Genomic DNA, 21,830 nt, shown 5'->3' with positions numbered 1-21,830 from the left:
AATTTTGATTAGTTTTTATAGCTTATTCAATCACTATATTATGGTATACTAATTTCGACACACTGTTTCATTACAATGTATACTTATTCTTAGCATTGGATTATGATTTTTGAATCAATATGAATTAGACATTAATTTAACCTTTCTTAAATGTAATATGAATACATTATCATATTTTTGTATTTCCAATTATGATAACAAAAGCCGCAGAAATTTCAATCGAAAAAATGGAGAAGATCGCCGATATCTTGAAGGCGATTGGACACCCTATTCGAATTGAAATTCTGAGAATAATGCACGAGTCCGAATCGTTGAATGTTGCTCAACTAATGGAACTGACTGGACTTGAGCAGTCGTTACTTTCTCACCATTTGATAAAAATGAAAGACAAAGGCGTATTAAAATCAGAACGAAAAGGAAGGAATATTAACTACAGCTTAGTCGATCGATCCATACTGCGATTGTTTGACTGCATAGCAAACTGCAATTTTATATAAAATGATTAAAAAAGGAACTAAGGCCTACAGTGTTGTTCACCGAAAATGCCCGCATTGTCACGAAGGGGAATTCTATGAGGATAAAAACCCGTACAATTTATCTGCGATGTCGCCGGTGCTTAAAAGGTGCCCTGTTTGCGACAGAAGCTTGCACATGGAAACAGGGTTTTACTTTGGAGCCATGTACGTGGCATATTCTATTGGAGTAGCAGTTATGATGTCGGTTTGGGTAGCCACCTTAATCTTGGGTTTGGATTTGAGCTATTGGACCATTGTTCTAATAATTGCCTCCATCTTAATCCTTGCTTCCCCATTTATTTATGCCATTTCAAAAATCATTTGGGCCAACCTCTTCTTTACTTATAAAGGAGTAGAAAAAAAAGCCGAAGAACTTCAAAATTAAATTATTATGAAAAGAATTATTTTAGTAACATTTCTATCCATCAGTCTAATTAGCTGCACTAATGGACAAGAAAAACAGAAAGAGACAGCCAAAGAAACGTTAACGCAAGGAATCGTTTCCGAGGTAATTGATTCGAAAAGCTTTCAAGCCAAAATGGAAGATGCTTCGGCGATTCAAATAATCGATGTGCGCACTCCCGGTGAATTCAATAGCGGCCATATAGAAGGTGCAAAAAACATCAACATTAGTGACGCAGAATTTGAAAAACAGATTGCTGCCTTGGATAAATCAAAAACCGTTTTGGTGTATTGTGCTGCAGGTGGTCGAAGTGCTAGAGCAGCCAACTTTATCAAATCTCAAGGGTTTCCCGCTGTTTATGATTTAAAAGGTGGCATGGGCGCTTGGAACAAAGAAGGATTGCCAACTGTTCAATAACTAGAATGAACAATTACATCGACATATTTTTAAGAGGGTTTAGCGATTATTGGAATTACCTTTTTCAAGACATTGCTAATCCTTCATGGCACAGTTATTTTTACTTACTAATAGTAATTTCTATATTCTTCTATGCCCTAGAAATACTGTTTCCATGGCGAAAAAATCAGAAACTCATTCGTAAAGATTTCTGGTTGGATTTCTTTTATATGTTTTTCAACTTTTTCATCTTTTCATTGATCATCTACAACTCCGTTTCGAATGTATTCGTGACGTTTTTCAATGACTTTTTGGCCCTATTTGGTATAACCAATATTGTGGCGATTAAGATTAATGAATTGGCCATTTGGGCACAATTGGGAATATTATTCTTAGCCCGAGATTTTATCCAATGGAATGTTCACCGATTATTGCACGCCTCTCCATTTTTGTGGCAGTTTCATAAGCTTCATCACAGCGTAAAAGAGATGGGCTTTGCCGCTCACCTTCGTTTCCATTGGATGGAGACCATCATATACAAATTCATACAATATGTCCCATTGGCAATGCTAGGATTTAACTTGGTGGAATTCTTTATTGTGGATGCTTTTGCATTAGCAATCGGGCATTTCAATCACAGTAACTTCAAATTAAACTTGGGTCCGTTGAAATACATTTTCAATAACCCTCAAATGCACATTTGGCATCATGCCAAAGAGCTACCGGAAAATCGTAAAACTGGCGTTAATTTTGGATTGACTCTAAGCATTTGGGATTATCTGTTTAAAACAGCCTATATCCCACACGATGGGCGAGATATAGAATTGGGCTTTGACGATGAAAACGAATTCCCAGAATCATTTGTAAAACAAGAAATTTACCCTTTCATAAAAGATGAATAATATAGAAGACAACAACACAACTAATCAAGGCGGATGGATAATAATTGTTGTTTGCATGGCAATTGGGTTGGCTCCATTTTCTCCAGAGCCCCACTTATTTGGCAAAATCAAATGGATCATGGGTGGCGCTAATGGAATGCAACCCATGGATTGGTGGGATACCATTATGCATGGTGTTCCGATGATTGCTTTTGTGTTTTTATTGATTAAGAAATTGATAAAAAAATAATTACCCAGCCCAGCCTTCTCTATCCAAACTTCTATACTGAATTGCTTCTGCCAAGTGATGAGTCTCAATATTCTCGCTACCTTCTAAATCAGCAATTGTCCGAGATACTTTTAAAATTCGATCATAAGCTCGAGCTGATAATCCCAATCGATCCATTGCGGTTTTTAGTAAATCTTGTCCTTCTTTCTCGATGCGACAGATTTCTCTTAGCTGCTTGGAGCCCATTTGGGCATTGCAATAGATGCTCTCACTTTCTGCATAACGTTCATTCTGAATTTCTCTCGCTTTTATAACACGCTGACGTATTTCGTGACTTTTCTCCGATAAAGCCGCTTCTGATAATTTACTAAATGGGACTGGAGTGACCTCCACATGCAAATCAATTCGATCCAATAGTGGCCCTGAAATTTTATTTAAATACCGATGCACGATACCTGGCCCGCACATGCATTCTTTTTCCGGATGATTGTAATATCCACAAGGACACGGATTCATGGAGGCAATCAACATAAACGCTGCAGGATAATCTACTGTGAATCGTGCTCTAGAAATTGTGACTCTTCGCTCCTCCATTGGTTGGCGCATCACTTCTAAAACCGTCCGTTTAAATTCTGGTAATTCATCTAAAAACAACACCCCATTGTGGGCCAACGAAATTTCACCAGGCTGAGGAAATCCACCTCCACCAACGAGGGCGACATCAGAAATGGTATGATGCGGCGATCGAAATGGTCGCATGGTTATTAAACTAGCATTGTGATCCATCTTACCAGCAACGGAATGTATTTTCGTGGTTTCTAACGCTTCATTCAAAGAGAGCGGTGGTAGTATAGTCGGCAAACGCTTAGCCAACATGGTTTTACCAGCCCCCGGAGGACCAATTAGAATAACATTATGTCCTCCTGCTGCTGCGATTTCCAATGCCCGTTTTATATTTTCTTGTCCTTTTACATCTTGAAAATCAAACTCAATAGAAGTTAAGTTCTTATAAAATTCTTCCTTTATATTTAATGTCACTTGCTCCAATTCTCCTACTCCATTAAAGAAATCTATTACTTCTTTAATATTTTCTACGCCATAAACTTCCAACCCTTCAACAATTGCCGCTTCACGTGCATTTTGTTTTGGTAAAATAATTCCTTTAAACCCTTCCTTTTTGGCTTGTATCGCAATAGGTAATGCTCCTTTCATCGACTGCAATCCACCATCTAATGACAGTTCACCCATAATGACAAATTCATGCACTTGATCTGCTTTCATCTGTTCTGAAGCGGCTAGAATTCCCATTCCAATGGTCATGTCATACGCTGAGCCTTCTTTCCGAATATCAGCAGGAGCCATATTAATCACTACCTTTTTTCCAGGAATTTTATAGCCGTGGCACCTTAATGCTGAATCGATTCGTTGTTGACTTTCCTTCACCGCGCTATCTGGTAAGCCGACCAATAGAAAATTAATTCCCTGATCCACGTTTACCTCAACTGTGATTGTAATGGCATCTACTCCTTGAACTGCACTTCCAAATGTTTTTACTAGCATATTAAACCCTTCAAAATGAATTAGCAATATAACAATTTTATTACCTTTATGGAATAAAGAACGAAAATGAAATCAATTATAACTACACTAATAATCATAGGGCTATCCACTATTGGAATGGCTCAAAAAATAGATTTACTACCTGCATCAAGGTTCGCTGCAGCACCAGTAGGTGCTGAAGATTACCTAGAAGATTTTATCAAACAAGAATTGGTCTACCCCAGAGAAATGCTTGAGAGCGAAACTGATGGTGAGGTTACCATACGATATATGATTAACAATGAAGGAGAAGTAGTTCAAGCAAAAATTAGCTCTTCTACCAATGAGGCGTTCAATAAAGAAGCCATGCGATTCTTTAATCAGATTGTTTGGAAAGTGGATTATACTCGTTTGGTTAATGAAAAGTTGGAAGATGGAATGCGCATCAAATTTTCTCCCAAAACCTACAAAAAGGTGGTTAAGAAGAGAGGATATGACGCATTGCCCTACCCTAAAAATATTCCTGTTGATGAGTCAACGACCATATACACTAGCAAAGAATTGGACTCGGTTCCTAAACTAATTGGCGCCGAAAATATGAATGCTTTTGCGTTAAAGCAAATGAGATATCCACAAGAAGCCATCATGAGAAAAGTGAAGGGAGAAGTAAAATATGAGTTTATTATTGAGCCTTACGGTATGCCTTCTAACTACACCTTGGTGAATGCGCTCCCGGCCGGATGTAACGAAGAAACATTGCGCCTATTGCAATTAATGAGATGGGAGCCTGGAATCAAAGATGGCAAAGCGGTTAGAACCAAAATGAATTTCAGGTTGCTATTCAATGCCGGTGGTTCTGGAGGTTATGATATGTTTGATGGCAATTCGAATTCTAGTAATTAAACCTTCTGTTCAATGGTATGGATTAGGCTGTGAATAACTTTGATGTGAATTTCTTGCGCCCGATCTGCATATGTAGAATGTGGAGCTCGTATTTCAATGTCACATAAATCAGCCATTAATCCTCCGTCTTTTCCGGTTAGGCCGATCACTTTCATCCCCTTCTTTTTAGCCGCCTCAATGGCTTTGATGACATTTTTGGAAGTTCCACTCGTGCTAATTCCCAATAAAACATCGCCAGCTTGACCTAAACCTTCCACGTATCTGGAAAAGATAAACTCATAACCATAATCATTTCCGACACAGCTGATGTGCGAAGGATCTGAAATAGAAATTGCAGCCAAAGCGGGTCGATCGTTTCTAAAACGGCCACTCAACTCTTCTGCAAAGTGCATGGCATCGCACATACTTCCACCATTTCCACATGAAATAACTTTATTTCCAGCCTTTAAAGCTTCAGCAATTAACGTTGCAGCATCGTCTACTTTTTTCAAATTAGATTCATCTGAAATAAATTGACTCAGTACTTCTTGCGCTTCTGTAAAGTTATCTTTTATGGTCTGTAAACTCATGCGATTGGATTTCTATTTACAACAAAGATAGAATAAGCTGAACTTCTTCGGAAGATTTCGAAAAAGTATTTTTATTTTAGCGGCTTACAATAACAAAACAGACAAATACATGAAAACTTTTCTAATCGCTGCTTTTACGCTCATTACTTTTTCAACGTTAAGTGCTCAGGACGAATCAAATTGCTACCAAGACTACGCTAAAATATTTGAAACAAGAGGAGCCGAATTTGTTGAAGATGGCACCTATGACAATGTAGTAATCACAGTAAGAAAAGGAACTTTTGCCGATTGTTTCATTGGAAAAGTAACGGTGAGTAATGGCAAAATAGATGGAGACAACATTCAAATTCAAATGATAGACAAAACTTTTGAACCTTTGGAAAAGAAGTCCAAGTATGACAAATTCCTGAAGATTACCAACGGCATTTCTAAAACGATGGTTACTGTGGAGGACGAATTGATCAATGTGATGTTTGTGAAAAGCATTAAACCAAAAAGAAAGGCTTACAACCGAGCTCCATCTCCTACAATGATCGACTAATACCGATTGCGTTATATAATGTCGTACACTTCGTGCCTTGTGTACTCGTTTTCTAATCGCTCGGCATTTACCAATTCTAGCTTTTAAAAATTAATATTTTTTTATGCGGCAATTAAAAACCCAATTGGTGTAACACCGATTGTAAAATCTCAAGTTCAGCAATTATGCTAACTAAACTAACAATTAGTACAATTGGAGTTTCTAACTAATTATTGGAGTTTCATTCTGGCTTCGGTTGCACTTACACTGCTTCCCGGCCCAGATTTAGTATTTGTCATTATTCAAAGTGTTAGCAATGGAGCTAAGATTGGTTTTAGTATCGCTATTGGCTTAGTCAGTGGATTAATTGTTCACACTACTTTAGCTGCAACTGGGCTTTCTATTGTCATTTCACAATCGGAATGGGCGATGAAAGGAATTCAATATGCGGGAGCGGCCTATTTGTTCTATTTGGCCTTTCAGGCAGCTAAAAGCAAGTCGAGTCCGATTAGTACAAAAGATGATGCCCAAGTCTCTCCTTCCTTTTGGAAACGATGGAAAGTGGGCTTCTTTATGAATGTTTTGAATCCTAAAGTATCGTTGTTCTTTATTGCCTTTTTCCCACAATTCATTCTACCTGAAGGCGATTTGTCAGTGGCAATTCAGATGGTATTTTTAGGCGGAATTTTTATGATTCAAGCTATCTTTATCTTTGGAATAGTTTGTCTATTGGCAGCCAAACTCACTCCATTTTTGAGAAGCGAACGATTCTGGCAATACACCAAATGGGCAAATGTTAGCGTGTTATCCGTATTGGGATTGGGACTGTTATTGGGGTGATTTGTAAGAAATCAACTATAAATTCTAGCTTTTGTGTCATCTTTATTTCTGTTTTCGACTCCGCTCAAACGACGAAATAAAGAATTAAGAACTTCATCTCAGAAATAAGATGTCACCACTACGTGGCTTTTATTGTTGGCTGACTTATATTCTAGGAAGATGACACCACTAACTGGCTATAATTCTCAAAAAAAAGCACCCCGAATTCGAGGTGCTTTTGTATATCAATTCAATTTTATCTAATTCGCTGCATTCATTTTAAATGCCGCTATTCCACAATCCAAGAAGTCAGAATACTCTTCTACACTTGGCGTATATCCAACAGGATTGCCCAATAAGTATCCATCAGGACTTAACATTACATAATAAGGTTGAGAGTTATTGTTGAACACTTGCGTCTGAAAAGTCGCCCATTTATTCCCAATGGTTTTGATTTTTTTCTTCTTCAATTCTTCACCTGCCATGTATTCAAAAACCCCTTGCTGCTCTTCAGGAAGCATTACTTTATCATCAACGTAAAGTGACACCAACACGAAATCTTCTTCTAGTTTCTTTTTCACACTTTCTACTGTCCAAACCGACTCTTCCATCTTTCTACAGTTCACACAAGCCCATCCTGTAAAGTCGATCAACAAAGGCTTATTCACCCGCTTAGATTCAGCCAATGCTTCATCGAAACTATCAAACTCTGCATGGAAGGTTTCTTTTTCATACCAACTGTAGAATGTCGGAGGTGGAAATCCACTCAATAAATTGTGGTTCCAAGGAGAGGTCTTCAATACTCCAGGAGCAATATAAATAGTAAACGCTAAAACTAGCATTGCCAAGCTAATTCTAAACGGTGACAATTTCTTAATCGGTGAATCATGCGGAAACTTAATCCAACCAAATAAATAGGCCGTTAATCCGAAACCAATAATGGTCCAGATTAAGAAGAATGTTTCTCTTTTTATTAATCCCCATTGCTCTACTAAATCTGCATTGGATAAGAATTTAATTGCTAAAGCAATTTCAATAAATCCTAAAACTACTTTTACTGAATTCAACCATCCACCTGACTTAGGCAGCTTGCTCATCATACTTGGAAAAGCTGCAAAAATTGCAAATGGAAGTCCTAAAGCGATACCGAAACCACTCATAGCAGCGGTGATTGGCCAAGGTCCGTTTTTCAATGCATTTCCTAAAACAGTTCCTAAAATTGGACCGGTACAAGAGAAAGAAACCAAAGCCAATGTTAAAGCCATAAAGAAGATTCCTAAGATACCACCAACTTCGGAAGCATTGTCTGCCTTATTGGTCAATTTACTTGGTAACGTAATTTCAAAGTATCCAAAGAAAGAAATCGCAAACACCACAAACACAATAAAGAAAATGATGTTTAAGGTCACACTCGTTGCTACCTCATTGAGGACAGCTGGATCAGTATTGAAGTGGAATGGGATACTTAAAATCGCATAAATTAAAAAGATAAAGAATCCATAAAGCATTGCTTTTCCTAATCCTTTTCCACCCCCATCTCCTTTGGTAAAAAAGCTCACTGTCAATGGAATCATAGGAAACACACAAGGCGTTAATAGTGCAATCAATCCACCTATAAATCCAAATAAGAATACCATCCACACATTACTCACTTCTTGCTTTTCCTCTCCACAATCGCCTTTAGGATTCTCCAAATCAACATTTGGTAAACTTGGTATTACAGTAGCAATGTCTAATGATGCTTCTTGGCTCGCTTTCTCCAATACATTAATTCCTTTACCTGTTGCCAAATCAAATTCTACTTCGATTAATTCAGGAGGCAAACACATGGTAGCATTACAAACGATGTATTCAAATTCAATGATATAAACACCTTTTTCAATTCCAGATATCGTTTTAACAAAATCTACATTGTGCTCAAAATAGCTTAACTCTAAATCTGCAGTTGGATCAAATGCAGTGATTAAATCGCCCATTTCGCTAAAACCGCCATCAGCCTCTAATGAACGATTCAGGTAAAATTTGGTCGCCATTACTTGCTCTTCTTCCGACTTTTGCTTTTGAGAATACAAATGCCATCCCTCTCCTATTTCTCCTTTAAAGTGGAATTCATAAGCACCAGTACTTTCATCCTTTAAGACAGAAGAATACTCCCATTTTACAGCATCTAAAAATTCATCAGAAACGGAAGTAATTGGATTTCCTGCACCAGTAGAAATATCTCCGCTTGTTTCTCCAGTACCTTTAATCTTAAAAGTATGTTCAATGGCCTCAGGTGGCAAACACATTTCATCGTTACACACCATGGAGTAACTTTCACCTGTGATGGTAAAATCAGCTCCTGAAAGCACTTTTATCTTTTGCTTAAACTGAACCTTCTTTGCAAAGAAATTCAATTGCATGTCGAAATTCTTATCGTATTCCGAGATTGGCTTCGGCTCTTCCACCTTACCAATCAATTTATATTTATCTGATTCCGTGAAAGAAAACTCAGTTGCTATTGGACCATCATCATTTGGAAGGTACTGAGAGTAAAGGTGCCATCCTTTATCAATTTTTGCAGTCATTATTAGTTCTGCTTCTCCATTTTCCAATTGATTAACTGAAGCTTCCCACTCAATAGGCTCTTGAATTTGAGCCATTAACAATGAACTAAAAAGTATTCCAATCGTCAAAACGATTGATTTTGATAACGCTGTGAATCGGATCATTTGTTGAACATTTTTATAAGAGCTCCAAATTTAACATTAATGAAACAATAGCCATCATGTTTTTTGCAATTGTTAAGCTATAAAGTTGATAAGTTGTGAACTTTTATCAGTAAAGAAAATTTTAAAGCTTGTCGTTTTCTTTGTGTCGAGTGTTATCTCGTTGCGTTTTCTTCTCTATATTTTTTTCAAAAGCAGCCTGTAAATCAATTCCTGTTTGATTGGCGATACAAACCAACACAAATAAAACATCTGCTAATTCATCACCCAACTCTTTCCCTTCGTCTGACTTCTTCTTGGATTGCTCCCCATATTCTCGAGCCATAATCCGAGCTACCTCCCCTACTTCTTCGGTTAGAATAGCCATATTGGTCATTTCATTAAAATACCGAACACCATATTGATTGATCCAATCGTCGACCTTTTTTTGAGCTTCTTGCAATGTCATTATTCCTTATTTTTAGAATCCATTATTATAGTTACAGGGCCATCGTTTATTAATCGAACTTTCATATCTGCACCAAACTCTCCACATTGGATGGGTTTACCAATCGCTTCGGCCATTTCTGTCTTGAACAATTCATAGTGTTCCTCCGCCTCAGCTGGAGGTGCCGCTTTCATATAGGAGGGACGATTTCCTTTTTTGGTGCTCGCATGCAGTGTAAATTGACTTACTACAATTAAATCACCATTAATATCAGTCAATGACAAATTCATAACTCCTCCATCATCATTAAAGACGCGCATATTGATAATCTTTCGAATCAACCAATCTCGATCTTCTTTTTCGTCGGTAGCTTCAATTCCTAATAAAACCAATAATCCTTGACCAATTTCAGCTTTCACTTGGCCGTCAATGGTCACTGAAGCTTCTGACACTCGTTGCACAATCACTCTCATTAATATCCTTTTGCTCTGTAATTTTCTCCTTTTTCGTCTTCTGTAATTGACAAGTAGCTGCTGTATCTCGTTGGTGATATGTCACCTGAATCCACTGCTGCTTTCACAGCACAGCCTGGCTCATTAATATGGATGCAATTATTGAATTTGCAATCCGGTAACACTTTCATCATTTCTGGAAAATAGTGACTGAGTTCCCCACTTTCCAAGTCCACTACTCCGAAACCTTTAATTCCTGGCGTATCGATAATATCACCTCCAAAAATAAGCGGATGCATTTCTGCAAAAGTGGTGGTATGCATTCCCGACTTATTAGCTTCTGAAATAGCCAGAGTTCGAAGATCTAACTCCGGATCCAATTGATTAATTAACGTACTTTTTCCCACTCCCGAATGACCGGAAAGCATCGTAATCTTATCTTTCAACAACTCTTTTATCTTGTCTAAATTGATCTGCTTTTCGGCTGAAACTTCATAGCATTCATAACCTATTTTCGTATAAATGGATTGAATGAATCGCATAAACTTCAGCTCATCCTCATCGTAAATATCAATCTTATTGAAAATCAATTTCACAGGAATGTGATAGGCTTCTGCACTTACCAGAAATCGATCAATAAACTCCATCGAAGTTTCAGGAAACTTTAAGGTAACAAACAAGAATGCCTGATCTACATTGGCAGCAATAATATGTGTTTGCTTGGATAAGTTGATTGATTTTCGAACAATGTAATTCTCTCTGGGTTCTAATTTATGGATCACATAGGATTCAGTATCTGAATCAAATTCCACCCGATCGCCTACTGCGATGGGGTTGGTGCTTTTTATCCCTTTCATTCTAAACTTGCCCTTAATGCGGCAATTATAGATTTCCTCATCTTCTCCTCGAACGGTGTACCAACTTCCTGTTGATTTTATAACTATTCCTTTCAAATGTATTTCAATTATTTTAACAATGCCTTACAGCTTAAAATTAGTAAATTCGGCCTTTCTAAACGAGGTTTAAATATGTCGATAAAGGTAGAGAATATAACTAAATTATATGGCACACAGCGTGCCTTAAACGATGTCAGTTTTGAAGTAAAACCAGGAGAAATCGTTGGTTTCCTTGGCCCAAATGGTGCTGGAAAATCTACAATGATGAAAATCATAACGACTTACATTCCTGCCTCAGAAGGACAAGTGAGCGTTTGTGGCATAGATGTGACCAAAGATGCACTGGCTGTTCGCGGATTAATTGGATACTTACCAGAACACAATCCACTTTACCTTGACATGTACGTTAGAGAGTCGATTGCCTTTGTGGCACAGCTGCATAAAATTAAACCCACAAAAAAAGTCATCGACGACATTATAGAAAAAGTGGGTTTGCAAGTCGAGCAGAATAAAAAAATAGGTGCATTGTCAAAAGGATATCGCCAACGAGTAGGATTAGCGCAAGCTTTAATTCACGATCCAAAAGTGTTGATTTTAGATGAACCTACTACAGGACTAGACCCAAATCAGTTAACGGAGATAAGAAATCTAATCAAGCTTGTTGGGAAAGAAAAAACGGTGATGCTTTCAACGCATATTATGCAAGAAGTAGAAGCCATTTGCGATCGAGTAATGATTATTAACAATGGAATTTTAGTGGCAAATAAATCTGCAAAAGAATTAACTAACATTGCCACGGAGAAAACGATTGTTACGGTAGAATTTGAAGGTCAAATACAAGAATCGAATCTAAAAAAGATCAAAGGAATTACTCAATTTACCAAAATTAGCGACAACTCTTATCGAATAGAAAGTGATTCAAACATCGATTTAAGAACCGCTATCTTTAATTTCGCAGTTAGTGAAGGCGCCGCAGTGCTTACGCTACAAAAGGAAACACAAAAATTAGAAGACGTATTTAAACAATTAACAAGGCAATAAATAAAGCTTGAAAATGACTTTTATTTTTCTAAGTCAAATTCGTACTTTAGCGCCCTCATAACAATTCAATAATATAATTAAATGCCATATTTATTTACATCCGAGTCGGTTTCAGAAGGACATCCTGACAAAGTAGCAGATCAAATTTCTGACGCTCTTATTGATAATTTTTTAGCTTTTGACCCAGAGTCAAAAGTGGCTTGTGAAACTTTAGTTACTACTGGTCAAGTTATTCTTGCTGGTGAAGTAAAATCAAATACCTATTTAGACGTTCAAAAAATTGCACGTGACGTAATCAACAAAATTGGTTACACGAAAGGGGAATATATGTTTGATGGTAACTCTTGCGGAGTGCTTTCAGCAATTCATGAGCAATCAGACGACATCAATCGTGGAGTTGATAGAGCTTCGAAAGAAGAGCAAGGTGCAGGTGACCAAGGAATGATGTTTGGTTATGCAACCAACGAGACTAGAAATTACATGCCTTTAGCATTGGATTTATCGCACTTAATTTTGAAAGAAATGGCTGCGATGAGAAGAGAAGGAACAGACATTTCTTACCTGCGTCCTGATGCAAAAAGTCAAGTAACGATTGAGTATTCTGACGAAAATGTACCTCAGCGAATTGAAGCAATCGTAGTTTCTACTCAGCATGATGATTTTGCTGATGACGACACGATGTTGGCTAAAATTAGAAAAGACATCGTTGAAATCGTGATTCCAAGAGTGAAAGCTTTATTATCACCTGAATTACAAGCATTATTTAACGATGATATCAAATACCACATCAACCCGACTGGAAAGTTTGTAATTGGTGGTCCTCACGGAGATACTGGTTTAACCGGTCGTAAGATTATCGTAGACACCTACGGTGGTAAAGGTGCTCACGGTGGTGGTGCATTCTCAGGAAAAGATCCAAGTAAGGTAGATAGAAGTGCAGCTTATGCCACTCGTCATATCGCTAAAAACTTAGTAGCTGCAGGTGTAGCTGATGAGATTTTAGTTCAAGTATCTTATGCAATTGGAGTTGTTGAGCCAATGGGAATTTTCGTTGATACTTACAGAACTTCGAAAGTGAACATGACAGATGGAGAAATCGCTAAGAAGGTTTCTGAAATCTTTGACATGCGCCCGTCAGCTATTGAAAGCAGATTGAAATTACGTTCTCCGATGTACAGCGAAACTGCTGCATACGGACATATGGGAAGAGTAAATGAAGTTGTTTCTAAAACCTTCACTCAACCAAATGGCGAAACAAAAACAATGGATGTAGAGTTGTTTACTTGGGAAAAGTTAGACTACTTAGACAAAGTGAAAGCAGGTTTCGGAATATAATCTCGAAACTTTAAACCATAAAAAAATCCATCTTAGAATTTCTAAGATGGATTTTTTGTTTGTAGTAATTATCCCCTTTCACTTCGACTTCCCTCAGTGATGGGTATTTTGAATTCCTCTTTTTACTTCTCTCTAAAAAACAATTGGATCGGAACTCCGGTATAATCAAAATTCTCTCTCAACTTATTTTCTACAAATCTTTTGTAAGATTCTTTAATATACTGTGGCAAGTTGCAGTAAAATACAAACGTAGGTTTGTATGTCGGCAACATATTAATGAACTTAATTTTAATGTATTTCCCTTTAACTGCAGGTGGTGGAACTGCCTCAATAATTGGCAACATCACTTTGTTCAGCTTATTGGTCGGAATTTTTCTAATTCTGTTTTGATACACATGAACCGCTTCTTCCAATACATTTAGGATTCGCTGCTTTTCTGTAACCGAAGTAAAGATAATCGGCACATCATTAAATGGTGCAATTTTTTCTAAAATCGCATTCTTAAAATCACGCATGGTATTGGTTCCTTTATCAGCAATCAAATCCCATTTATTCACCATTATAACCAATCCCTTCTTATTCTTCAAAGCCAATTGCAGAATATTTAGATCCTGAGCCATTACTCCTTTATCCGCTTCAATTAATAAAATACAAACGTCACTATTTTCGATAGCACGAATAGATCTCATTACAGAGTAGAACTCTACATCTTCATCTACCTTTCCTTTCTTACGAAGTCCGGCTGTATCGGTCAACATAAAGTCGAAACCAAAGGCATTATAACGTGTTCCTAGCGCATCACGTGTTGTACCAGCTATATCAGTTACAATGTTTGCTTCTTTCCCTATTAGGGCATTCACCAATGATGATTTTCCAACATTTGGACGACCAACAATCGCAAACTTAGGAATGTCTATTTCTTCATCATCACCGTCGTGAAATGCAGCAATAACATCATCTAACAAATCACCAGTTCCACTTCCACTCAGTGAGGAAATGTTGTAAGGCGCACCTAATCCAAATGAATGGAATACGGCAGACTCTCCCCAACGTTCGTTGTTATCCACCTTATTGGCAATAATAAACACTTTCTTTTTGCTTCTTCGCAACATATCAGCAACGACATCATCCAAATCGGTGATTCCTGCTGTTACATCTACTACAAACAAAATAACATTCGCTTCTTGAATAGAAATTTCAACTTGCTTGCGAATTTCACCTTCAAAAACATCCTCTGATCCACTGATGTAACCACCAGTATCGATTATCGTAAACTCACGTCCAGACCAAGTAGCGTGTGCATGATGACGGTCGCGAGTTACCCCACTTTGCTCATCCACAATCGCCTTTCTACTTTCTGTAATACGATTAAATAATGTAGACTTTCCAACATTTGGACGTCCTACAATTGCAACAATATTTGCCATACTTTCTTTTACTTATAAATAGCCGTAACGCTTTAATTTAGAATCTTCATTTCTCCAGTCTTTATCTACCTTCACATACAATTCTAAAAACACTTTCTTATCTAGAAACTTCTCCATGTCTAATCGTGCAGCAGTTCCTACTTTCTTTAACATCTTTCCTTGATGTCCTATTAAAATTCCTTTTTGAGATTCGCGAGACACCATAATTTCAGCAGAAATTCGAACAATCTTCTCTTCATCTAAGAATGAATTAACGACTACTTCGCAAGAATATGGAATCTCCTTCTTATAATTCATGAAGATTTTTTCACGAATAATTTCTGCCATGAAAAAACGCTCTGTTTTATCCGTCAATTGATCCTTATCAAAATACGCTTCAGACTCAGGCAGCAATTCGGTGATCTTTTTCAACAATGTATCTAACCCTTGCTTGTGCAAAGCTGACATTGGTAAAATCTGTGCTTTAGGAAATTGCTCAATCCAAAGGTTCACGGTTTGTTCCAATCGCTCTTGATCCAGTAAATCAATTTTGTTCACTACAATGATTAATGGCACTTCAATGGTTTGAAGACGCTTTAATACTTTCTCATTTTTGATGATTTGATCGTAGGCATCTACTATCAATAATAAAACATCGGCATCCTCTAATGCAGAATACACGAATTTCATCATGCCTTCTTGCAGTTTATAGTTCGGTTCTAACACCCCTGGAGTGTCAGAAAAGACGATTTGGTAGTCATCGTCGTTAACTATCCCTAAAATACGGTGACGAGTGGTTTGTGCCTTCGATGTTATTATTGACATCTTTTCACCAACCAAGCCATTCATTAGGGTAGACTTACCCACGTTTGGGTTTCCGATGATGTTAACAAATCCTGCTTTATGCGACATTTTTTATGCATTTTATTTGCACTGCAAAGAAACAAATAATATATTTGCACTCCAATTAAGGAAGGCACCTTTATTTATCGAATAAAAACAGCCTTTAATTGAAAGTTAAACAGCGGTTTAACGGATAGAATTTAAAAAAGCAAGCAATATTGCTAAAAATATATTGCGGGGTGGAGCAGTTGGTAGCTCGTCGGGCTCATAACCCGAAGGTCATACGTTCGAGTCGTATCCCCGCTACTACGAGGAGTTGAGAAATCAACTCCTTTTTTTTGTGCTTATAATTTATCAAAATGCAAGAAGAAATCGTCGTATATATCCTACACTCTGAAAAGTTTAACAAATTCTATACTGGACATACGTCTAACTTAATTGAACGTTTTAAATCTCACAATCAACTTGCTAAAAAAGGCTCGACTATTAAATTTAGACCTTGGAAAGTAATTTACTTAGAATTCTTCGCTATTAAGTCTGAAGCAATGGCAAGAGAAAAATTCCTTAAATCAGGAAAAGGAAGAGAATGGCTAAAAGTAATGTTTAAGCCGGAGGGCTCATATCCGCCTTAGGCGTGACATACGTTCGAGTCGTATCCCCGCTACTACGAGAGTAATCAGAAATGATTACTCTTTTTTTTGTTCTAATTTTTAGGTATTTATAATAATAGTCATACGCTCGTCCCGATAGCTATCGGGACATATCCCCGCTACTACGAGGAGTTGAGAAATCAACTCCTTTTTTTGTGCCTTATTTTTTGACTGATCAAGAATTCAAAAGACCTAATTCATTTTAATAATATCTTAGGTGTTTCGTTTATTTCCGGAATTACCGGAAATAAAAATTTCACCACTACGTGGCTTAAAACACTTCTATTATTTATTCCTACGAAGATTTCACCCCGATGGGGCTGAGTTCAATTCTCCTATTTCGTGACCGAATAACACAATAAAAATGAATTAAACCCCTATTGCCCCTTCACAATTCGCTTACGCAACTTTCGGCCAAAGCCAATCGATTGTTTTTCAATTGTATAATATGTAAGGTGAGAAAATAGCATTGTAGTCACTAAAACCAATATCACCTTCAGAAACCCATTAACTGAATCGAAAAATGCTATTTTCTGAATAACGAGAATGGTTAATGGATGAAAGACATAAACCGAATAGCTGATTTTTCCAGAATATTCCATCGCATTTGATGTATATTTAAATTTACAAATGCCCACAAAAATTAAGAGCCCTAAGAAATAGGTCAATGTGTATTTATCCCAACTTTCATCATATCCGAAATCGTGATTATATCCTAGATAACTAATTATTGGGATCGCAATAACATAAATAATGAAGTAATAATTAGAAAACTTTTTAGCTATCAAGTCTTTATCCAACACAAAATATCGAAAATAAGAACCAAAATACATGATAGATAAAGTGAGCGGCACCGCTAATGGCAACTTTATAAGCAATACATTTCTAACGATAGCCATTGCTAGAGCTAGCACCAAAAAAAGAACTGAAGTCTGAAACAAAAACCGCTTATTATATAATCTATTGATAATGAAAGTTAATGCGACCAAAAAGTAAAAAATGAGCTCGATTTGTAGTGTCCAGTACAAACCAATGATGTTTTCAAAACCAAAAAATTGTTGAAGCATAGTCAGGTTCATGATCAAATCGGAATAGGTAAATGTGCCGTACAATACAAATCCTAAAATGGCAGAAACCCAATACACTGGATACAAACGAAAGAATCTAGAAATAGCGAAACTTTTTAAGGCATTCGCTCCTTTTCCTTTTATACTAAATGGAATCACAAATCCACTAGTGAGGAAAAATAGAATTAAAAATACCTTTCCTATATCGAGATAATCTCTTGTAAAGTTAGCAATTGGCAAAAGTTCAAAATTGGTTTCACTGAAAGAGGCAATCGCATGAACCAACAATACGCACATAGCCGCCAATCCTCTTGCACTATCTAAATATCCTAACCGCTCTTGTCTCAAATCAATTAAATCTTCTTGCAAATCTAGCCAACAAAAGTAATGTATTTATAAGTGCTCAATTTAACATACTGCCTTTCAATCATAGATTGATTTCTAAATATAAAAAAACCCATTCTACTTGCGCAGAATGGGCTTCCATCAAAACCTAAAAACAAACCTAATCTTTAACCCCTAATTTTGCTACAATTTTATCCATCAAGCACCATTTGGTAACTGATGATTGCAACAAATTAACTCCTACAAAAGCTGTAAACCACAACCAAGATTGATCGACATACACAGACAGCAACAAACTGATCAATATAAATGTACCTGCTATACCTCTAACTACTCTATTTACCATTTTTATAATTTTTAAATACTACGTTCTATCGGCACTACGACCGCTTTAATTGGATTATTCGTTTCTAAGTGTTTGTTGAACTCAGTGATCAATTCAAACAAGTAGTCTATTTTTTCTTCTTCCGTAAAAGAGAAAAACAAATTAGACTCTGCGCCAGACTTCTCACTAGGAAACCAACTAGTCGACATCATGGTTGATGGCGCATTTTTATAGCCATCGATATCAGACTCGCTGTAATTTTCAATTTTTGCTTCCTTAAATAATTTGATCACTTTATCGTGGTAATCTTCTACCACCGTTACAATTAATAATTTCATTTTAGACCTCCCTTTAATTCGTGTGATTTTTACGTTCTATCATGTAGTACACCAACGGCACTACCAATAATGTCAATACAGTAGAAACAATGGTCCCACCCATTAATGAAATGGCCAACCCTTGGAATATTGGATCAAATAGTATGACAAATGCTCCAATTACTACTGTTCCTGCGGTTAATAAAATCGGTGTTGTTCTTACAGCTCCAGCTTCAATTACTGCTTGCTTCAAACCTACCCCATCTTCCAATCGAATATTGATAAAGTCAATTAACAGAACGGAGTTTCGCACCATAATTCCAGCGAGGGCAATCATTCCTATAAATGAAGTAGCCGTAAAAAAGGCACCCATTGCCCAGTGACCTAAAACAATTCCTATTAATGAAAGCGGAATAGCAACCATCATTACAATTGGTGCTTTAAAGTTTTGGAACCATCCTACAATCAAGATGTAAATCATTACAATAACTCCTAAAAATGCAATTCCTAAATCACGGAATACTTCTAGGGTAATTTGCCATTCTCCATCCCATTTCACTGTAAAGTCTTCGTTACTTTCAGGCTGAGAGATGTACAATTCATTGATGCCATAACCATCAGGCAATGTTATCTCCTTTAACTTTTCTTCCATTCCCAAAATAGCATACACAGGACTTTCTAACTCTCCTGCCATATCAGCCATCACATACACCACTCGCTGTTGATTTTTTCGGTAAATTGCTTTATCTGCAATCTTTTCTTTTACCTCAACCAAATCGCTAATGCTTACCATCGTTCCATGGCTAGACTCAACTTGCAACTGTGTTACTTCTTCAATCGTTGACTTTTCTTTTGGGTCTAACGCCAATATAATCCCAACTTGTTCCGCAGCATTTTCATCGTATAAATTAGAAACTGCACGGTTAGAAAGCGCCATATTCATCGTATAAACCACTTGCTGAGGAGCTACACCATAAAGCATTGCCTTTTCTCTATTCACCACTAATTCATAAGCCGTTTGATCCGCCTCCACCATCCAGTCTACATCTACTACATCGGTAGTATTTTCCAAAATGGCCTTTACTTGAGCAGCTACTTTCATCTGTTCTTTGTAGTCAGGCCCGTAAATTTCCGCTACGATGGTTGACAATACTGGAGGTCCCGGTGGCACTTCCACTATTTTTACATTGGCGTTATATTTCTTCGCAATTTCATGAATGTACGGTCTGAACTCACTCGCTATGTCATGGCTTTGAGCAGTCCGCTCTTTTTTGTCCGTCAAGTTGACTTGAATATCAGCCACATTACTTCCTCGTCGCACATCATAATGACGCACTAATCCGTTGAACGTGATGGGCGCTGAAGTCCCCACATAACTTTGGTAATTCACCACTTCTGAACGAGTAGATAGAAATTGAGCAATCTCTTTAGCCACTAAATCAGTACGTTCTAACGTCGTTCCTTCTGGCATATCAATCACCACTTGAAACTCATTTTTATTGTCAAAAGGCAACATTTTTACCGCTACCGACTTGGTAAAAAACATGGCTACAGAACCGAATAATAATAGCGCAGTCACTCCCAAGAATCCCCAACGAATTGCTTTATTCTCAATTAATGGTTTTTCAAAACGTTCATAAATTCGATAAATCATGGTCTCTGAAATCTCCTTCTCAGGCGCTTTCTCTTTTCCATCTTTCGGCTCTTTTTCTCTTAGGAAAATAAATCCCAAATACGGAGTAATCGTTAAAGCTACAAACAAAGACAAAATCATGGCGATAGAGGCTCCGATTGGCATTGGAGACATATACGGCCCCATCAATCCAGACACAAAAGCCATCGGCAATACAGAAGCAATCACCGTAAGTGTAGCCAAAATAGTTGGATTTCCCACTTCATTAATGGCATACAATGCCGCTTGCTTAAATGGCAATCGTTTCATTTTAAAGTGGCGGTGCATATTCTCAGCAATGATAATGGAATCATCCACCACAATACCGGTCACAAATACCAATGCGAAAAGGGTAATTCTATTCAGGGTGTAATCCAATAAATAGTAACTCAAAAGGGTCAATGCAAAAGTGACAGGAACAGATAGAAATACCACCAAACCTCCTCTCCAGCCCATGGCCAACATCACCACTAACGTAACCGCGAATATTGCGCCTATTAAATGCATCAGTAATTCCGACACTTTCTGAGAAGCTGTTTCTCCGTAATTTCGAGTGACCTCCACGAATACATCATTTGGAATCAAGGTCGCCTTCAAGCCATCTACTTTATCTAAAATTACATCTGCAATTTTCATCGCATCAGCCCCTTTTCGCTTAGCGATAGAAAGGGTAACTGCAGGATATTCCGATGGAAAGTCGGCCGTCTTTTCACTCGCTTGACCAAAACCTAATTGCACATATGTCAATGGTATTTCAGGACCATCGATCACCTCAGCAACTTGTTTTAAATAAATGGGTTGATTTTGCTGTACGCCTATTACCAAATTCTCAACATCTTCTACAGTTGATAAAAACAACCCTGTTTCAACGGTAAATTCTTTGTCGTTTTTAGTGATATTTCCACTACTCAATTGCTGATTATTGACCTTTAGCATTTCTGCTACTGCCAAGAAATCTAAACCTGAAGCCGCTAATTTAGCAGGATTCAACACCACTCGCATTTCTCGGTTTCTTCCACCAATTATGTGCGTTGCCGATACATCATTCACCTTTTTGATTTCATCGTTTAATTCTTGCGCAATTTGCTTGAGTTGATAATCGTCATAATTTTCGCTCCAAAGAGTTAAACTCAACATGGGCACATCGTCAATAGAACGTGCTTTTACCAACGGCAGGGTTACACCTTTCGGCAACTCATCCATGTGCTTGTTCATCTCAGTGTATAACTTTACGAATGAACGTTCAATATCTTCTCCTACATAAAACTGCACGATAATCATCGCCTGCTCTTTCATAGAAGTAGAATACACATATTCCACCCCTTTGATATTGGAAATCATTTTTTCCAACGGCTGCGAGACTCTCGACTCTACTTCTTCCGGGCTTGCACCTGGGTAACTAATAAAAATATCGGCCATGGCCACATCTATCTGCGGCTCTTCTTCTCTTGGTATCAGAAATGAACTGTATACCCCAACCACCATAAATACAACCATCAACAACACTGTCAATTTAGAGTTGATGAATACTTTGGCGATTCTACCTGCTAAACCTTCTTTCATAACTTCGTT

General features: G+C 37.4%; 23 protein-coding genes and 1 tRNA gene. 12 read left to right on the top strand and 12 right to left on the bottom strand.

Features of this window, described 5'->3' with window-relative positions:
• The first annotated feature begins 191 nt into the window (after positions 1 to 191).
• Genes ACTB0X_RS10535 through ACTB0X_RS10515 form a run of 5 tightly spaced genes read left to right on the top strand, consistent with a single transcriptional unit; the run spans position 192 to position 2,445 of the window.
• The gene (locus ACTB0X_RS10535) at positions 192 to 497 is read left to right on the top strand and encodes an ArsR/SmtB family transcription factor (RefSeq protein ID WP_463024979.1); all 306 of its coding nucleotides are present in this window, start codon (positions 192 to 194) and stop codon (positions 495 to 497) included.
• A gap of 1 nt (position 498) precedes the next feature.
• Positions 499 to 900, top strand: coding sequence for a DUF983 domain-containing protein (locus tag ACTB0X_RS10530; protein WP_463024978.1), 402 nt, complete (start codon positions 499 to 501; stop codon positions 898 to 900).
• A gap of 6 nt (positions 901 to 906) precedes the next feature.
• Positions 907 to 1,335, top strand: coding sequence for a rhodanese-like domain-containing protein (locus ACTB0X_RS10525; RefSeq protein WP_463024977.1), 429 nt, complete (start codon positions 907 to 909; stop codon positions 1,333 to 1,335).
• 5 nt (positions 1,336 to 1,340) lie between these two features.
• Positions 1,341 to 2,216 (top strand): sterol desaturase family protein, encoded by an 876-nt coding sequence (locus ACTB0X_RS10520; RefSeq protein WP_463024976.1) that lies wholly within the window; start codon positions 1,341 to 1,343, stop codon positions 2,214 to 2,216.
• Positions 2,209 to 2,445, top strand: coding sequence for a hypothetical protein (locus ACTB0X_RS10515; RefSeq protein WP_463024975.1), 237 nt, complete (start codon positions 2,209 to 2,211; stop codon positions 2,443 to 2,445). The genes ACTB0X_RS10520 and ACTB0X_RS10515 overlap by 8 nt, the downstream gene beginning before the upstream one ends.
• Here ACTB0X_RS10515 and ACTB0X_RS10510 read toward each other — a convergent pair whose 3' ends face one another.
• A complete protein-coding gene (locus tag ACTB0X_RS10510; protein WP_463024974.1) occupies positions 2,446 to 3,984 on the bottom strand; it encodes a YifB family Mg chelatase-like AAA ATPase in 1,539 nt (512 codons plus the stop codon). It lies immediately after the preceding gene.
• Positions 3,985 to 4,050: 66 nt separating this feature from the next.
• On the opposite strand from ACTB0X_RS10510, the gene ACTB0X_RS10505 reads away from it, so the two are divergent.
• The gene (locus tag ACTB0X_RS10505; RefSeq protein ID WP_463024973.1) at positions 4,051 to 4,866 is read left to right on the top strand and encodes an energy transducer TonB; all 816 of its coding nucleotides are present in this window, start codon (positions 4,051 to 4,053) and stop codon (positions 4,864 to 4,866) included.
• Here ACTB0X_RS10505 and lpcA read toward each other — a convergent pair.
• A complete protein-coding gene (gene lpcA / locus ACTB0X_RS10500) occupies positions 4,863 to 5,435 on the bottom strand; it encodes a D-sedoheptulose 7-phosphate isomerase (RefSeq protein WP_463024972.1) in 573 nt (190 codons plus the stop codon). The two genes, ACTB0X_RS10505 and lpcA, sit on opposite strands and share 4 nt — an antisense overlap.
• Before the next feature lie 109 nt (positions 5,436 to 5,544).
• On the opposite strand from lpcA, the gene ACTB0X_RS10495 reads away from it, so the two are divergent.
• Positions 5,545 to 5,976 carry a hypothetical protein gene (locus ACTB0X_RS10495; RefSeq protein WP_463024971.1) on the top strand — a complete coding sequence of 144 codons (432 nt, stop codon included), beginning with the start codon at positions 5,545 to 5,547 and terminating at the stop codon, positions 5,974 to 5,976.
• 192 nt (positions 5,977 to 6,168) lie between these two features.
• On the top strand, positions 6,169 to 6,795 hold the full coding sequence (locus ACTB0X_RS10490; protein ID WP_463024970.1) for a LysE family translocator: 627 nt from the start codon (positions 6,169 to 6,171) through the stop codon (positions 6,793 to 6,795).
• A gap of 239 nt (positions 6,796 to 7,034) precedes the next feature.
• Here the strand turns inward: ACTB0X_RS10490 and ACTB0X_RS10485 are convergent, their stop codons facing one another.
• The 4 genes from ACTB0X_RS10485 to rsgA all read right to left on the bottom strand — a co-directional run bounded on the left by ACTB0X_RS10485 (position 7,035) and on the right by rsgA (position 11,314).
• Positions 7,035 to 9,485, bottom strand: coding sequence for a protein-disulfide reductase DsbD family protein (locus ACTB0X_RS10485; RefSeq protein ID WP_463024969.1), 2,451 nt, complete (start codon positions 9,483 to 9,485; stop codon positions 7,035 to 7,037).
• A gap of 121 nt (positions 9,486 to 9,606) precedes the next feature.
• Positions 9,607 to 9,930, bottom strand: coding sequence for a nucleotide pyrophosphohydrolase (locus ACTB0X_RS10480; RefSeq protein WP_463024968.1), 324 nt, complete (start codon positions 9,928 to 9,930; stop codon positions 9,607 to 9,609).
• Complete coding sequence (dtd, locus tag ACTB0X_RS10475; protein WP_463024967.1) at positions 9,930 to 10,382, bottom strand: D-aminoacyl-tRNA deacylase; 453 nt, start codon at positions 10,380 to 10,382, stop codon at positions 9,930 to 9,932. The genes ACTB0X_RS10480 and dtd overlap by 1 nt, the downstream gene beginning before the upstream one ends.
• On the bottom strand, positions 10,382 to 11,314 hold the full coding sequence (gene rsgA / locus ACTB0X_RS10470) for a ribosome small subunit-dependent GTPase A (protein WP_463024966.1): 933 nt from the start codon (positions 11,312 to 11,314) through the stop codon (positions 10,382 to 10,384). Before rsgA ends, dtd begins: the two co-directional genes overlap by 1 nt.
• 75 nt (positions 11,315 to 11,389) lie before the next feature.
• Here rsgA and gldA point away from each other — a divergent pair, with 75 nt between their 5' ends.
• Together gldA and metK are read left to right on the top strand one after the other, a co-directional pair.
• Positions 11,390 to 12,298: a gliding motility-associated ABC transporter ATP-binding subunit GldA gene (gene gldA, locus ACTB0X_RS10465; protein ID WP_463024965.1), complete on the top strand. Its 909-nt coding sequence runs from the start codon at positions 11,390 to 11,392 to the stop codon at positions 12,296 to 12,298.
• A gap of 81 nt (positions 12,299 to 12,379) precedes the next feature.
• Positions 12,380 to 13,633 carry a methionine adenosyltransferase gene (gene metK, locus ACTB0X_RS10460; RefSeq protein ID WP_463024964.1) on the top strand — a complete coding sequence of 418 codons (1,254 nt, stop codon included), beginning with the start codon at positions 12,380 to 12,382 and terminating at the stop codon, positions 13,631 to 13,633.
• Between the two features lie 122 nt (positions 13,634 to 13,755).
• Here metK and der read toward each other — a convergent pair whose 3' ends face one another.
• Both der and era read right to left on the bottom strand, forming a co-directional pair.
• Positions 13,756 to 15,060 (bottom strand): ribosome biogenesis GTPase Der, encoded by a 1,305-nt coding sequence (gene der, locus ACTB0X_RS10455; RefSeq protein ID WP_463024963.1) that lies wholly within the window; start codon positions 15,058 to 15,060, stop codon positions 13,756 to 13,758.
• Positions 15,061 to 15,072: 12 nt separating this feature from the next.
• Positions 15,073 to 15,951, bottom strand: coding sequence for a GTPase Era (gene era, locus ACTB0X_RS10450; protein WP_463024962.1), 879 nt, complete (start codon positions 15,949 to 15,951; stop codon positions 15,073 to 15,075).
• A gap of 164 nt (positions 15,952 to 16,115) precedes the next feature.
• On the opposite strand from era, the gene ACTB0X_RS10445 reads away from it, so the two are divergent.
• Positions 16,116 to 16,188: transfer RNA gene (locus tag ACTB0X_RS10445), tRNA-Met, on the top strand.
• Positions 16,189 to 16,241: 53 nt separating this feature from the next.
• Positions 16,242 to 16,514, top strand: a complete 273-nt coding sequence (locus ACTB0X_RS10440; RefSeq protein ID WP_463024961.1) for a GIY-YIG nuclease family protein — start codon at positions 16,242 to 16,244, stop codon at positions 16,512 to 16,514.
• A gap of 395 nt (positions 16,515 to 16,909) precedes the next feature.
• Here the strand turns inward: ACTB0X_RS10440 and ACTB0X_RS10435 are convergent, their stop codons facing one another.
• The 4 genes from ACTB0X_RS10435 to ACTB0X_RS10420 all read right to left on the bottom strand — a co-directional run bounded on the left by ACTB0X_RS10435 (position 16,910) and on the right by ACTB0X_RS10420 (position 21,821).
• Complete coding sequence (locus tag ACTB0X_RS10435; protein ID WP_463024960.1) at positions 16,910 to 17,968, bottom strand: acyltransferase family protein; 1,059 nt, start codon at positions 17,966 to 17,968, stop codon at positions 16,910 to 16,912.
• Positions 17,969 to 18,104: 136 nt separating this feature from the next.
• A complete protein-coding gene (locus tag ACTB0X_RS10430) occupies positions 18,105 to 18,290 on the bottom strand; it encodes a YgaP family membrane protein (protein WP_463024959.1) in 186 nt (61 codons plus the stop codon).
• A gap of 11 nt (positions 18,291 to 18,301) precedes the next feature.
• Positions 18,302 to 18,607, bottom strand: coding sequence for a hypothetical protein (locus tag ACTB0X_RS10425; RefSeq protein ID WP_463024958.1), 306 nt, complete (start codon positions 18,605 to 18,607; stop codon positions 18,302 to 18,304).
• Between the two features lie 13 nt (positions 18,608 to 18,620).
• On the bottom strand, positions 18,621 to 21,821 hold the full coding sequence (locus ACTB0X_RS10420) for an efflux RND transporter permease subunit (protein ID WP_463024957.1): 3,201 nt from the start codon (positions 21,819 to 21,821) through the stop codon (positions 18,621 to 18,623).
• Between the last annotated feature and the right edge of the window lie 9 nt (positions 21,822 to 21,830).

The sequence above is a fragment of the Acidiluteibacter sp. genome (genome assembly GCF_055129545.1).
Note: the sequence above shows the minus strand (reverse complement) of the source record. Positions and strands in the feature narration are given on the sequence as shown.